This is a genomic window from Pseudarthrobacter defluvii, assembly GCF_030323865.1.
GTDB lineage: Bacteria > Actinomycetota > Actinomycetes > Actinomycetales > Micrococcaceae > Arthrobacter > Arthrobacter sedimenti.
Window position 1 is genome coordinate 972,172 of record NZ_CP066362.1, and the last position, 13,157, is coordinate 985,328.

General features: G+C 65.0%; 10 protein-coding genes and 2 rRNA genes. 10 read left to right on the plus strand and 2 right to left on the minus strand.

The features are described 5' to 3' along the window. Positions 1–30: 30 nt before the first annotated feature. The 10 genes from JCQ34_RS04585 to JCQ34_RS04630 all read left to right on the plus strand — a co-directional run bounded on the left by JCQ34_RS04585 (position 31) and on the right by JCQ34_RS04630 (position 12,266). Positions 31–3,156: ribosomal RNA gene (locus JCQ34_RS04585) — 23S ribosomal RNA — on the plus strand. A 168-nt stretch (positions 3,157–3,324) separates the two neighbouring features. Beyond that, positions 3,325–3,441, plus strand: a 5S ribosomal RNA gene (gene rrf / locus JCQ34_RS04590). Positions 3,442–3,828: 387 nt separating this feature from the next. After that, a complete protein-coding gene (locus JCQ34_RS04595) occupies positions 3,829–4,587 on the plus strand; it encodes a LamB/YcsF family protein (protein WP_286402348.1) in 759 nt (252 codons plus the stop codon). A 3-nt stretch (positions 4,588–4,590) separates the two neighbouring features. Next, positions 4,591–6,255 (plus strand): 5-oxoprolinase/urea amidolyase family protein, encoded by a 1,665-nt coding sequence (locus JCQ34_RS04600; RefSeq protein WP_286402351.1) that lies wholly within the window; start codon positions 4,591–4,593, stop codon positions 6,253–6,255. Continuing rightward, positions 6,248–7,996 carry an acetyl/propionyl/methylcrotonyl-CoA carboxylase subunit alpha gene (locus JCQ34_RS04605; RefSeq protein ID WP_286402354.1) on the plus strand — a complete coding sequence of 583 codons (1,749 nt, stop codon included), beginning with the start codon at positions 6,248–6,250 and terminating at the stop codon, positions 7,994–7,996. Before JCQ34_RS04600 ends, JCQ34_RS04605 begins: the two co-directional genes overlap by 8 nt. Before the next feature lie 96 nt (positions 7,997–8,092). Further along, positions 8,093–8,770: a GntR family transcriptional regulator gene (locus tag JCQ34_RS04610; RefSeq protein WP_286402357.1), complete on the plus strand. Its 678-nt coding sequence runs from the start codon at positions 8,093–8,095 to the stop codon at positions 8,768–8,770. A 207-nt stretch (positions 8,771–8,977) separates the two neighbouring features. Continuing rightward, entirely contained in the window at positions 8,978–9,691 is a 714-nt protein-coding gene (locus tag JCQ34_RS04615; RefSeq protein WP_142130864.1) for a DUF969 domain-containing protein, read from the plus strand. Continuing rightward, entirely contained in the window at positions 9,688–10,659 is a 972-nt protein-coding gene (locus JCQ34_RS04620; protein ID WP_286402359.1) for a DUF979 domain-containing protein, read from the plus strand. The genes JCQ34_RS04615 and JCQ34_RS04620 overlap by 4 nt, the downstream gene beginning before the upstream one ends. Positions 10,660–10,681: 22 nt before the next feature. Further along, positions 10,682–11,779, plus strand: a complete 1,098-nt coding sequence (locus tag JCQ34_RS04625) for a DUF2891 family protein (RefSeq protein WP_286402361.1) — start codon at positions 10,682–10,684, stop codon at positions 11,777–11,779. Between the two features lie 184 nt (positions 11,780–11,963). Next, on the plus strand, positions 11,964–12,266 hold the full coding sequence (locus JCQ34_RS04630) for a hypothetical protein (protein ID WP_286402364.1): 303 nt from the start codon (positions 11,964–11,966) through the stop codon (positions 12,264–12,266). 3 nt (positions 12,267–12,269) lie between these two features. Here JCQ34_RS04630 and JCQ34_RS04635 read toward each other — a convergent pair whose 3' ends face one another. Together JCQ34_RS04635 and JCQ34_RS04640 are read right to left on the minus strand one after the other, a co-directional pair. Then, positions 12,270–12,431, minus strand: coding sequence for a hypothetical protein (locus tag JCQ34_RS04635; RefSeq protein ID WP_286402366.1), 162 nt, complete (start codon positions 12,429–12,431; stop codon positions 12,270–12,272). Next, entirely contained in the window at positions 12,431–12,934 is a 504-nt protein-coding gene (locus JCQ34_RS04640) for a hypothetical protein (protein ID WP_286402369.1), read from the minus strand. Before JCQ34_RS04640 ends, JCQ34_RS04635 begins: the two co-directional genes overlap by 1 nt. Positions 12,935–13,157: the final 223 nt, after the last annotated feature.

Consider the following 13,157-nt stretch of genomic DNA (forward strand, 5'->3'; position numbering starts at 1 on the left):
CTCTCGAGTGAGCTTGTTTTTGATCTTTGTGGTCAAGTTTTTAAGAGCACACGGTGGATGCCTTGGCATTAGGAGCCGAAGAAGGACGTAGGAATCTGCGATAAGCCTGGGGGAGTCGATAACCGGACTGTGATCCCAGGGTGTCCGAATGGGGAAACCCCGCCAAGCGCGCGAGTGACTTGGTGACCCGTACCTGAACACATAGGGTGCGTGGGGGGAACGCGGGGAAGTGAAACATCTCAGTACCCGCAGGAAGAGAAAACAATAGTGATTCCGTTAGTAGTGGCGAGCGAACGCGGATCAGGCTAAACCGTTCCATGTGTGATAGCCGGCGGGCGTTGCATGGTCGGGGTTGTGGGACTTTCCATACCAGTTCTGCCGGGCTGGTGGGGTGTGATGTGCGCGCATAGGTGAACGGTTTTGAAAGGCCGGCCAGAGAGGGTGTTAGTCCCGTAACCGTAATGTGTTTGTACCGCCTGTGAGAGTATCCCAAGTAGTACGGGGCCCGAGAAATCCCGTGCGAATCTGTCAGGACCACCTGATAAGCCTAAATACTCCCTAATGACCGATAGCGGACCAGTACCGTGAGGGAAAGGTGAAAAGTACCCCGGGAGGGGAGTGAAACAGTACCTGAAACCGTGTGCTTACAATCCGTCGGAGCAGCCTTGTAGTTGTGACGGCGTGCCTTTTGAAGAATGAGCCTGCGAGTTAGTGTTACGTCGCGAGGTTAACCCGTGTGGGGCAGCCGTAGCGAAAGCGAGTCTGAATAGGGCGTGTGAGTGGCGTGATCTAGACCCGAAGCGAAGTGATCTACCCATGGCCAGGTTGAAGCGACGGTAAGACGTCGTGGAGGACCGAACCCACTTCAGTTGAAAATGGAGGGGATGAGCTGTGGGTAGGGGTGAAAGGCCAATCAAACTTCGTGATAGCTGGTTCTCCCCGAAATGCATTTAGGTGCAGCGTTGCGTGTTTCTTGCTGGAGGTAGAGCTACTGGATGGCTAATGGGCCCTACAAGGTTACTGACGTCAGCCAAACTCCGAATGCCGGTAAGTGAGAGCGCAGCAGTGAGACTGTGGGGGATAAGCTTCATAGTCGAGAGGGAAACAGCCCAGACCACCAACTAAGGCCCCTAAGCGTGTGCTAAGTGGGAAAGGATGTGGAGTTGCCCAGACAACCAGGAGGTTGGCTTAGAAGCAGCCACCCTTAAAAGAGTGCGTAATAGCTCACTGGTCAAGTGATTCCGCGCCGACAATGTAGCGGGGCTCAAGTACACCGCCGAAGTTGTGGCATTCACATATTGTCCTAGCCTTCGTGGTTCAGGAGTGTGGATGGGTAGGGGAGCGTCGTGTGGGCGGTGAAGCTGCGGTGTAAACCAGTGGTGGAGCCTACACGAGTGAGAATGCAGGCATGAGTAGCGAAAGACGGGTGAGAAACCCGTCCGCCGAATGATCAAGGGTTCCAGGGTCAAGCTAATCTGCCCTGGGTAAGTCGGGACCTAAGGCGAGGCCGACAGGCGTAGTCGATGGACAACGGGTTGATATTCCCGTACCGGCGAAAAACCGCCCATGCTGAGCGGGGGATACTAACTGCCCGAAACCTGCCCGATCACCCTTGTGGTGTGAGGGTTTTGGTGGAGCGCAGGACCTGATCCCGGGAGGCAAGCGTATTAACAGGTGTGACGCAGGAAGGTAGCCGAGCCGGGCGATGGTTGTCCCGGTCTAAGGATGTAGGGCGAATGGTAGGCAAATCCGCCGTTCATGTGCCTGAGATCTGATGGGACCCCCGTATGGGGGGATTTGGTGATCCTATGCTGCCGAGAAAAGCATCGACGCGAGGTTTTAGCCGCCCGTACCCCAAACCGACACAGGTGATCAGGTAGAGAATACCAAGGCGATCGAGAGAATTATGGTTAAGGAACTCGGCAAAATGCCCCCGTAACTTCGGGAGAAGGGGGGCCCCAACCTTGAACACCACTTGCTGGTGGGAGGGGATCGGGGCCGCAGAGACCAGGGGGAAGCGACTGTTTACTAAAAACACAGGTCCGTGCGAAGTCGCAAGACGATGTATACGGACTGACTCCTGCCCGGTGCTGGAAGGTTAAGAGGACCGGTTAGCCGCAAGGCGAAGCTGAGAATTTAAGCCCCAGTAAACGGCGGTGGTAACTATAACCATCCTAAGGTAGCGAAATTCCTTGTCGGGTAAGTTCCGACCTGCACGAATGGAGTAACGACTTCCCCGCTGTCTCAACCATAAACTCGGCGAAATTGCAGTACGAGTAAAGATGCTCGTTACGCGCAGCAGGACGGAAAGACCCCGAGACCTTTACTATAGTTTGGTATTGGTGTTCGGAGTGGCTTGTGTAGGATAGGTGGGAGACGTTGAAGCCCGGACGCCAGTTCGGGTGGAGTCATCGTTGAAATACCACTCTGGTCACTTTGGACATCTAACTTCGGCCCGTAATCCGGGTCAGGGACAGTGCCTGATGGGTAGTTTAACTGGGGCGGTTGCCTCCTAAAAAGTAACGGAGGCGCCCAAAGGTTCCCTCAGCCTGGTTGGCAATCAGGTGTCGAGTGTAAGTGCACAAGGGAGCTTGACTGTGAGAGAGACATCTCGAGCAGGGACGAAAGTCGGGACTAGTGATCCGGCGGTACATTGTGGAATGGCCGTCGCTCAACGGATAAAAGGTACCTCGGGGATAACAGGCTGATCTTGCCCAAGAGTCCATATCGACGGCATGGTTTGGCACCTCGATGTCGGCTCGTCGCATCCTGGGGCTGGAGTAGGTCCCAAGGGTTGGGCTGTTCGCCCATTAAAGCGGTACGCGAGCTGGGTTTAGAACGTCGTGAGACAGTTCGGTCCCTATCCGCTGCGCGCGCAGGAAATTTGAGAAGGGCTGTCCTTAGTACGAGAGGACCGGGACGGACGAACCTCTGGTGTGTCAGTTGTACTGCCAAGTGCACCGCTGATTAGCTACGTTCGGATGGGATAACCGCTGAAAGCATCTAAGCGGGAAGCTCGCTTCAAGATGAGATTTCCATACACCTTGTGTGTGAGAGGCCCCCAGCCAGACCACTGGGTTGATAGGCCGGATGTGGAAGCGAGGACTAACGACTCGTGAAGCTGACCGGTACTAATAGGCCAACAACTTACACCACACAGAAACATACAAATTCTGCTTGCGTCCACTATGTGGTTCCCAACCAACAACCCTGTTGGCGGAACCATAACTGAATAACAACACCACCAGTCCAACAACACGGACAATGTTGTAACCACACAAGTCTTCCCACCCCCCAAACACTGGGGGGAGCGGGTGAAAGGGTTACGGCGGTCATAGCGTGGGGGAAACGCCCGGTCCCATTCCGAACCCGGAAGCTAAGACCCACAGCGCCGATGGTACTGCACCCGGGAGGGTGTGGGAGAGTAGGTCACCGCCGGAACAACTATTAGGTTGAGGCCCCAACCACACATGGTTGGGGCCTCCCACATTTAAACCAACAAGGCACGTGCGAAACGCCCGCTCATCTCCGGCAGCCAGGGCACGAACCCCCGCTCACCTCTGACGGGTAAACAACCAACCCCAGCTCACCTCTGACAGGAAAATCAGGAATCCCCGCTCACGTCCTTCTCGCGGCACATCCGCGGCCCCTCCAGCGAACCCTGCAGGACGTGAGCGGGCGTCCGGGGAGAAGCTGCCAAACTTGAGCGGGCGTCGCAGGAAAGCCTGCAGGATGTGAGCGGGCGTTGGTAATAGGAGCTGCGGATTGTTGAACAATCTGAGTTTTTAGGGCATTCTTGAAGGACACCAATCCGAGACGGAGATCACAATGCCCAGCATCGACCTGAACAGCGACGTCGGCGAGTCCTTTGGGAACTGGTCCTTCGGCGATGACGCCGCCATTTTTGAAAGCGTATCCAGCGCGAACGTAGCCTGCGGCTTCCACGCCGGCGACCCCGTGGGCATCATGGCCACGTGCCAGGCAGCCGTTAAGGCCGGCGTTACCGTGGGCGCCCACCCCGGCTACCGGGACCTGGCAGGGTTCGGCCGCCGCTACGTGGACATGACCCCGGCCGAACTGACGGCAGACGTCGTCTACCAGATCGGCGCCGTCCAGGCCGTGGCCCTCGCCGCCGGAACCGCCGTCCGCTACGTCAAGCCCCACGGCGCCCTTTACAACACCATCGTGAACCACCCGCAGCAGGCGGCCGCTGTGGTGGCCGCCATCCTTGCCGTGGACCCCACCCTGCCCCTCATGGTCCTTCCCAACTCCGAAATCCAGCGCCAGGCCGACGCCGCCGGACTGCGGACCGTTGCCGAGGCCTTCGCTGACCGCGCCTACAACCCCGACGGCACCCTGGTCTCCCGCCGGGAAGCCGGCGCCGTGCTGCACGAGGTGGACGACGTCGTCGAACACGTCCTGCGGCTGGCCGGCGACGGCGTGGTCCGCGCCACCGACGGATCGCTGGTCCCCGTCAAGGCGGAAAGCATCTGCCTGCACGGAGACACCCCCGGCGCCGTGGCCATGGCTGCCGCCGTCCGCTCCGCGCTGGAGAATGCGGGCATCCAGATCCAGAGCTTCGCGTAGCCCATGACCGCCACGCAGCAGCAGTCGGACAATAAGTCCGTCCATGGGGAAGTGAACGGCATCCGCCCCGCCGGGGACCGGGCCATCCTGGTTGAGCTCTCGTCCCTTGATGCCGTGCTCAGCCTCCAGGGCCAGCTCACCGCCCACCCCCAGCCGGGCCAGATCGACGTCATCGCCGCCGCAGCCACCATCCTGGTGACCGCGGATTCGCCGCAGGCTGTCCGGGGACTGGCCGCCCACGTCCGCAGCCTCGACCTTGACGCGCGTGCTGAGATCGAGAGCGCGCTGGTCACCATCGACGTGGTGTACGACGGCGAGGACCTGGAGGAGGTGGCGTCGCTCACCGGCCTGGGCCGCGAGGCAGTGGTGGCCGCCCACACAGGCCAGCTTTGGACTGCTGCCTTTGCCGGCTTCGCGCCGGGCTTCGCGTACCTCACCGGTGAAAACCCCAGCTTGGAGGTTCCCCGCCGCCGGTCACCGCGGACCGCCGTGCCCGCGGGCGCCGTTGCTTTGGGAGGCGCCTACTCGGCGGTCTACCCCCGGCAGTCGCCGGGCGGTTGGCAGCTGATCGGCCGCACCGATGCCGTGATGTGGGACCTTGGCCGGGAGAACCCCGCCCTGATCCGCCCCGGGGATACCGTCAGGTTCAACGCCGTCCGGGCCCAGGCCACGGTGACAGCACCGCCGCAGGCAGAAGGGCAGCCAGCGCAGGACGACGCGCTCGTACCGGGCGCGGGCCTCATCGTCCGCAAGCCGGGGCTCCAGGCCACCGTCCAGGACCTGGGCCGCCCCGGCTTCGCGTCCTTGGGAGTCAGCAGCGCCGGTGCCATGGACCGCGGGGCACTGCGCCGCGCCAACCGCCTGGTGGGTAACGCTGAACGCGCTGCCGGGATAGAGCTCCTCTTCGGCGGACTCGAGCTGGAAGCCCTCACAGACCAGGTCCTCGCTGTGACCGGAGCAGAGGTCCCACTGGAGATCACGCCTGGTACCAAGGCAGAACACACGACGGCGGCACGGCACCCCGCGTGCGACGCCCCCTTCGCGCTGCTGGCCGGCGAGAAGCTCACAATCGGAAACGCCACCAGAGGCCTCCGCTCCTACCTGGGCGTCCGCGGCGGAATCGGGGGACCCGATGCGCTGGGCAGCCGTTCCACGGACACCATGTCGGGAGTTGGCCCCGAACCGCTTCATTCCGGCACCGTCCTGCCCGTGCAGGTCGCGAAGCCCGGCAGCGTGGTGGGCCACCCGGAAGTGTCTCCCCTCCCGCACCAGGACCAGCCCACCGTGCTGCGCGTGGTTCCCGGACCGAGGCAGGACTGGTTCAGCAACGACACCCTGCAGGACTTCCTGAACCAGGAGTGGACCGTCACCCCGCAGTCCAACCGGATCGGCCTGCGCCTGAACGGCCAGTCACTCAGCCGCAGCCGGGACGGCGAATTGTCCAGCGAAGGAACCGTCCGGGGTGCCGTGCAGGTGCCACCCGAAGGCCAGCCCGTGCTCTTCCTCTCCGACCACCCGGTGACCGGCGGGTATCCGGTGATTGCCGTCGTCGTCCACGCGGACCTGGACAAGGCCGCCCAACTTCCCCCTGGCAGCTCCGTGCGGTTCGCCGCTGCAGCGCCTCCGGCAGAACTGCCCGAAACACTTAAGGAAACCTCCCATGCGTAAAGTCCTCATCGCCAACCGCGGCGAAATCGCCGTCCGGATCGCGCGGGCCTGCGACGATGCAGGCCTGGAAAGCGTGGCCGTCTACGCGGATCCCGACGCCGACGCGCTCCACGTCCAAGCCGCCACTGAAGCCTATGCGCTGGCAGGCTCCAAGCCCCAGGAAACCTACCTGGACATCGAAAAGATCCTCGCAGTAGCCCAAAAGAGCGGCGCCGACGCCGTCCACCCCGGCTACGGCTTCCTGTCCGAAAACGCAGCCTTCGCCCAGGCCGTGATGGACGCCGGCCTGACCTGGATCGGACCCTCCCCGGAGACCATCCGGCTGCTCGGCGACAAGGTCAGTGCCCGCGAGGTGGCGGTCCGCGCCGGCGCCCCGCTGGCACCTGGCAGTGACGGCCCCGTGGACAGCGCCGAAGAGGTGCGCGCCTTCGCCGAACAGGTGGGCCTGCCCGTGGCCATCAAGGCTGCCTTCGGCGGCGGCGGTCGCGGCCTCAAGGTGGTCCGGAACCCGGCCGACATCGAGGAAAGCTTCGACTCCGCGGTACGCGAATCCCTGGCCGCCTTTGGCCGCAGCGAATGCTACGTGGAGAAGTTCCTGGACCGGCCGCGCCACGTGGAGGCCCAGGTCATCGCGGACACGCACGGCAACGTGGTGGTGGTGGGCACCCGCGACTGCTCGCTGCAGCGCCGCCACCAGAAACTCGTGGAAGAGGCCCCCGCGCCCTTCCTCACCCCCGAACAGCGGGCCGAAATCCATGCCTCTGCCAAGGCCATCTGCCGGGAGGCCGGCTACGTCGGCGCGGGCACGGTGGAGTACCTGCTGGACGGCAGCGGCTTCCTGAGCTTCCTGGAGGTCAACACCCGCCTGCAGGTGGAGCATCCCATCACCGAGGAGACCTCGGGCGTGGACCTGGTGGCGGCCCAGCTGGCCATCGCGGCGGGGGAGAAGCTCCCCGTCCTGGAGGATCCGGAACCCCGCGGCCACGCCTTCGAGTTCCGCATCAACGCCGAGGATCCGGGCCGCGGCTTCCTGCCGTCCCCGGGCGCGGTCACCGGGTTTGAGGTGCCCACTGGTCCCGGAATCCGCCTGGACACCGGAGTCCGCGCCGGCTCCGTGGTACCCGGACAATTCGATTCCCTGCTGGCCAAGCTGGTGGTCACCGGGGCCGACCGGCAGCAAGCCCTCCGCCGGGCCCGCCGCGCCCTGCGCGAGTTCCGGATCGGCGGCCTGGCCACCGTGCTGCCCTTCCATCGCGCCGTGGTGGACGCCCCCGACTTCACCGGCACGGACACCCTGGGCGTCTACACCACCTGGATCGAGAACGAATTCACCACCGCCCTCGACGCGGACCCTGCGTTCAGCCCCGCCGCTCCCGAAGAGCCCCGCCGGACCATCGGCATCGAGGTGGACGGCAAACGGATGGAGCTGGGGCTGCCCAAGGCGCTCCTGGACTCCCTGCTGGACGGCGGCGGCCGGCGGGCTGCGGACGCTTCGGAGCACCACGCTGAGGCCCAGGCAGAGAAGAGCGACGGCGACCTGCTGGCAACCATGGCCGGCACCGTGGTCAAGTGGTTGGCTGCGCCCGGGTCCAGTGTGGAGGAAGGCGAGACGGTGCTGGTGCTCGAAGCCATGAAGATGGAGACCGCCGTCGCCGCACACCGTGCCGGCACGCTGGGGGAGCAGTTCGCTGCGGCGGGAGACTCCGTGGCGCCCGGCCAGGTGCTCGCCACCATCGGGTGAGCCCGACGGTCCGCAGCCGGGTAACCGCGAAAAGCGGGACGGTCTGCCGGGGAGCACTGGCACTTTCGGGCAGGCCCGGGCCGATATCGTGGTGCCATGACGTTTGACGAGGTACTGGCCGATCTCCAAGCCCAGGCCAGGACCACCAAGCATGCCGAAACGGGCCTCTGGGTGGCCGCCCAGCTCCGCAGCCGTATCGAGGCCGGCCTGCTCAAGCCCGGTTCCAAGCTCGCAGAGGAAGCCCTCCGCGAGGCCCTCGGCGTGTCGCGGAATACCCTGCGTGAGGCGTTCACCGCGCTGCACGCCGAGCACATCGTCACCCGCATCCCCAACCGCGGCGTCTTCGTGGCCCACCCCACCGCGGACGACATCCGCGAGATCTACCGGGTGCGCCGCTTCCTGGAGCCCGCCGCGGTGCTGTGGTCCGGCGAGACCTCCATTGAGCCGCTGCCGGCCATCATCAAGGCCGCCAGGGCCGCCGCCGCGGAAGGGGATATTCCCGGCATGGCCGGGGCCAACCAGCATTTCCACCGTGCCATCGTGGACCGCGCCGGCAGCGAACGGCTCAACAGCCTGATGGACCAGGTCCTGGCCGAGATGCGCCTGGTGTTCCACTCCATGGCCGCCAACCCGGCTTTCCACGAGCCCTACGTGGAGGACAACGCGCACATCGTGGAACTCCTGGAGGCGGGGGACAAAGCCGCGGCAGCGGACTTCCTGGCCACCTATCTGGACCGCGCCGAGGCCCAACTGCTGGACGCCGTCGGCCGCTAACCCTCCCTCCCCAGAAGGGGTTGCAGGATTGTTGAACAAAAAGCTATGCTTTAGATCACACCGTTGTTCTGCAGCTCACACAAGCCTGCAGTCCCAACGCAACCGGGGCTCCCGCCCCTCGGCGCCGTCACCCCAACGACCAACCGCACAGACGCGCCGGCCCCCACTTTGAAAGACCCGTTACGGGTCCCCTGGGAAGGGATAGTCATGCTTGTACTCATCGGGGTGCTGCTGGTGATCGTTGGCTTCGCCATCCGCCTGAACCCCCTGATTGTCGTCACCGTCGCCGGCATCGTCACCGCACTGCTGGGCGGCATGAACCCCGCGCAGATCCTCGACGCGTTCGGCACCGGCTTTGCCAGCAGCCGCTCGGTCACCATCTTCGTGGCGGTGCTGCCGGTGGTGGGCATCATCGAATTCTTCGGGCTGCAGGAGCAGGCCAAGGTGCTCATCGGCCGCCTGGCCAAGCTGACCGCGGGCCGAGTGCTCATCGGTTACCTGGCCGTCCGCCAGATCACCGCCGCCGTGGGCCTGAACAGCATCGGCGGCCACGCCCAGACCGTCCGCCCGCTGGTGTTCCCCATGGCCGAGGGCGCCGCGCTGCGCCGCTACGGACACGTGCCGGAAAAGATCAGCGAGAAGATCAAGGGCCACTCCGCCGGCGCGGACAACGTAGGCGTGTTCTTCGGCGAGGACGTGTTCGTCGCCGTCGGCTCCATCCTGCTGATCACCACGTTCGTTGACACCACGTACCACCTCCACCTGGAGCCGCTCCAGCTGGCCCTGTGGGCCATCCCCACCGCCATCGCAGCGTTCCTCATCCACGGCTTCCGGCTCCTGCGCCTGGACAAGCAGCTGGACAAGGAATACCGCGAGTACGAGCTCACCGCCCCGAAGGAAGCCGCAGGAGAAGCCAAATGATCAATGTTGAAGCCGTCTACTGGCTGATCGGCATTCTGTTCGTCGCCTGGGCATCACTGATTGCCGCCGACGCCAACCACCCCCGCCGCTGGGGCAGCTCCGCCTTCTGGGGCATCCTGGGCCTGTGCTTCTTCTACAGCACCTGGGTCCAGGCGGGCACCGCACCGGGCTGGATCCTGGGCGTCGCCGTCCTGGTCCTGGTGGTGCTGGCCTCCACCGGCCTGCTGGGCCACGGCAAGCCCCGCACCTCCACCGGCCCCGAGCGTGAGTCCTACGCCAAGCGCTTCGGCAACAAGCTGTTCATCCCGGCCCTGACGCTGCCGCTGGTCACCGTGATCCTGGTGCTGGCCGCGCCCGTGCTGAACATCGGCGGCACCCCGCTGCTCGACCCCAAGAACACCACGCTGGTGGCCCTGGCCATTGGCGCCGTGGCCGCCGTCGTCGTCGCCCTTGTGATCCTGAAGCCGAAGAACCCGGCCACTCCCATCTTCGAAAGCCGCCGCATCCTCGAGTCCATCGGCTGGGCGGCGCTGCTGCCGCAGATGCTCACCACGCTGGGCATCCTCTTCACCAAGGCCGGCGTGGGAACCGCGGTGGGCAACCTGGCTTCCGGGCTGCTGCCCAAGGGCTCGCTGATCGCCGGCGTGCTGGTCTACTGCATCGGCATGTTCCTCTTCACCGTGCTGATGGGCAACGGCTTTGCCGCCTTCCCGATCATGACCGCGGCCATCGGCTGGCCGGTGCTGGTGCAGACCTTCCACGGCGACCCCGCAATCATCTTCGCCATCGGCATGCTGGCGGGCTTCTGCGGCACGCTCTGCACGCCCATGGCTGCCAACTTCAACCTGGTGCCGTCCGCGCTGCTGGAAATGAAGAACAAGTACGGCGTCATCACGGCGCAGGTTGGCACAGCCATCCCGCTGCTGGCGGTCAACGTCGCGCTGATGTACTTCCTGGCCTTCCACTAACCCTGCCTTCCAAAGGAGCATGATGGACAACGATCTTCGCGTACAGGCGGCACCGGACTACGCGGCCGTGGTGCTGGGCAACCTCTCCGAGCCTTTCCCGCACTCCGCGCACCACACCCAGGTTTCCGCCGGGGACCGCCCCACCCCGGAGCAGATCCACCCCGCGTTCTACACCTCCTTCGACTGGCACTCCTGCGTGCACATGCACTGGCTGGGAGCCAGCCTGCTGGGCGGCACCCCCGGATCACCCCTTGGCGGGGCTGCTTCCGGAGGAGCGTCCGACGGCGGCGCGGCACCCTGGGTGGACGGCCGCACCGACGCATCGCTGAGGGAAGCGGTGGGCGCCAACCTGACGCCGGCCAAGCTGGCGGTGGAGCGGGACTATCTGCTGGCCAACCCGTCCTGGGAGCGGCCGTACGGCTGGGCCTGGCTGATGCGGCTGGCCGCGACCTGCTCCGCGTCTTCAGATCCTCAGTTGCGTGGGTGGGGCACCGCCCTGGAGCCACTGGTGGATGCCGTGGCGGACCTCAGCGCCGCGTGGATGGCCAAGGCACAGTACCCGGTCCGGCACGGGCTGCACACCAATGCAGCCTTCGGTGTGGGCTACATGCTGGACGCGTTCCGCTCGCTGGGCCGCTCCGATGCCGCGAAGGCGTGCGAGGAAGCGGCCCGCACCTGGTTCGGAAACGACCGGGGCTGGCCGGGAGACTGGGAGCTCAGCGGCCAGGACTTCCTCTCCGCAGGACTCAGCGAGGCGGACCTGATGCGCCGCGTGCTGACCGCTGATGAGTTCGCCGCCTGGTTCGCAGCGTTCCTTCCGGAGCTTTCCGCGGAGTCGCGGATCCTGCAACCGGTCAGTGTTACGGATGAAACCGACGGCTACCTGGTACACCTGCACGGGCTGAACCTGACCCGCGCCGGACAGGTGGCGCGGATCATCGCCACGCTTCGGGAATCCGGCAGCCCGGAGGCGTCCGCCGCCGCGGCTGTACTGAACGAGGCGCTGGACCCGCTGCTGAAGGCCGGGCTTCACGGGCTGGAGAGCGGCGACTTCATGTCCACCCACTGGCTGGCCAGCTTCGCGTGGGACGCGCTGGGATCCGTGGCGGCTTTGGACTGAACTCCTGTACGACGCCAACGGCCCCCTCGAGACGGAGCAGTCATACTCCGTTCCGAGGGGGCCGTTTGTGCATCCGGGAGTGCCGCCGCGTTAGTCTTGCTGCACCACGCCGGAGGGCGTGACCTGGGAGCAGCGGGCAGGGTCGTAATGAGCTGACTGTCCGCCCGCGAGCCAGAGGAAGCCGATGCGCCAGAACGCCAGCACCTGCCCGTCAGACCCTGCGCCGGCAGGAAAAACCCCCACGCCCCGGCCTCGAAGGAAGCGGACCAGGCATCCGCGGCTGGCGGTGGGGGACAGGGTCCGTTTCGCCGAAGGAACCCTGGCCGGCACCGGCGTGGTGGATGCGGCGACCTCCGACTGCTCCATCATCTGGGTGTGGACCGACGAGGGCCAGGGCCGGCGGATGTTCCTGCAGGGCTACGGCAGCATCGTGTCCGCGCTTTCGGACGAGGCTGAGGAACCGGAGGACGCCCCAGCCGCCTGCTGACAGTTAGCCGCCGAGCCGTTCCCGCTGTTCCGCGGCATGTTGCCTGCGCCTTTCGTCTGCCTGGAGGATGCCGTCGCGCACTGCGGCGCGGACCACGCCGTACAGGATGTAGAAGAAGATCGCTCCGAAGAGCGCAGACAGGACAAGCCCAGTCAGGTCACCCATCACTGCTCCTCCTCCGGCCAGTACGGCTGAACGGACGCCGCGGCGCTCCGCAAGGCGCCGCCGTCGAGCATGAGGGACGTTTCCTCCAGGCCGAAATCCGTCCACTGGGCAATCAGGCGGAGATCCCCGGCCGGGGGAAGCGGCCACAGCCAGAGCGTGCCGCTGCCGGAGAACTCTTCATCGCCCCCGCCGCCCCCGCCGCCGTTCAGGGCGAGGACGGGAGGTTCCGGGTTGGTGCCCGGTTCCATCATTCCGTAGGGTAGCTGGCTGCCGGTGCTGGCCTTTGAACCGTCGGGGAATTCGACGCCGAACAGGAGTCCGCTCTGCCTCCCGCTGCCGCCGCGAAAACCCCTGCCCTGATGAAAGAACAGGTGCTGCAGTTCGGCCCAGTCCTCCTCCGTCTGGTCCGCCCTGCGGAAGACCCAGGACAGGTTGAACAGGCAGCCAGTGGAGAAGACTTCGGCGCTTTTGAGCGCCACGACGATACTGGGAGTCCGGCTCACGAATCTGCCCAGGTGGACAACAGCCGGCATTTCATAAGCGGGAGCCGCTACCCATGGCGGAGGGACGTGCCTGGTGTTCCGGGGCCGGGGCGGCAGGGGAGGGACGGGAAAGTCCTGGAAGAAAGTCATCTGTGGTCCTTGGGTCCGCTGGCTGCGACCGACCAGGCAAAACAGCGGCGCCACCGCCCTGGATCCCCCAATCCGTCCTTGCCCGGCCAGTCTA

Bases quoted from the DNA above. Each gene is read 5' to 3' on its own strand.
- JCQ34_RS04595 (WP_286402348.1), top strand. From the start codon at position 3,829: ATGCCCAGCATCGACCTGAACAGCGACGTCGGCGAGTCCTTTGGGAAC.
- JCQ34_RS04600 (WP_286402351.1), top strand. From the start codon at position 4,591: ATGACCGCCACGCAGCAGCAGTCGGACAATAAGTCCGTCCATGGGGAA.
- JCQ34_RS04605 (WP_286402354.1), top strand. From the start codon at position 6,248: ATGCGTAAAGTCCTCATCGCCAACCGCGGCGAAATCGCCGTCCGGATC.
- JCQ34_RS04610 (WP_286402357.1), top strand. From the start codon at position 8,093: ATGACGTTTGACGAGGTACTGGCCGATCTCCAAGCCCAGGCCAGGACC.
- JCQ34_RS04615 (WP_142130864.1), top strand. From the start codon at position 8,978: ATGCTTGTACTCATCGGGGTGCTGCTGGTGATCGTTGGCTTCGCCATC.
- JCQ34_RS04620 (WP_286402359.1), top strand. From the start codon at position 9,688: ATGATCAATGTTGAAGCCGTCTACTGGCTGATCGGCATTCTGTTCGTC.
- JCQ34_RS04625 (WP_286402361.1), top strand. From the start codon at position 10,682: ATGGACAACGATCTTCGCGTACAGGCGGCACCGGACTACGCGGCCGTG.
- JCQ34_RS04630 (WP_286402364.1), top strand. From the start codon at position 11,964: ATGCGCCAGAACGCCAGCACCTGCCCGTCAGACCCTGCGCCGGCAGGA.
- JCQ34_RS04635 (WP_286402366.1), bottom strand. From the start codon at position 12,431: ATGGGTGACCTGACTGGGCTTGTCCTGTCTGCGCTCTTCGGAGCGATC.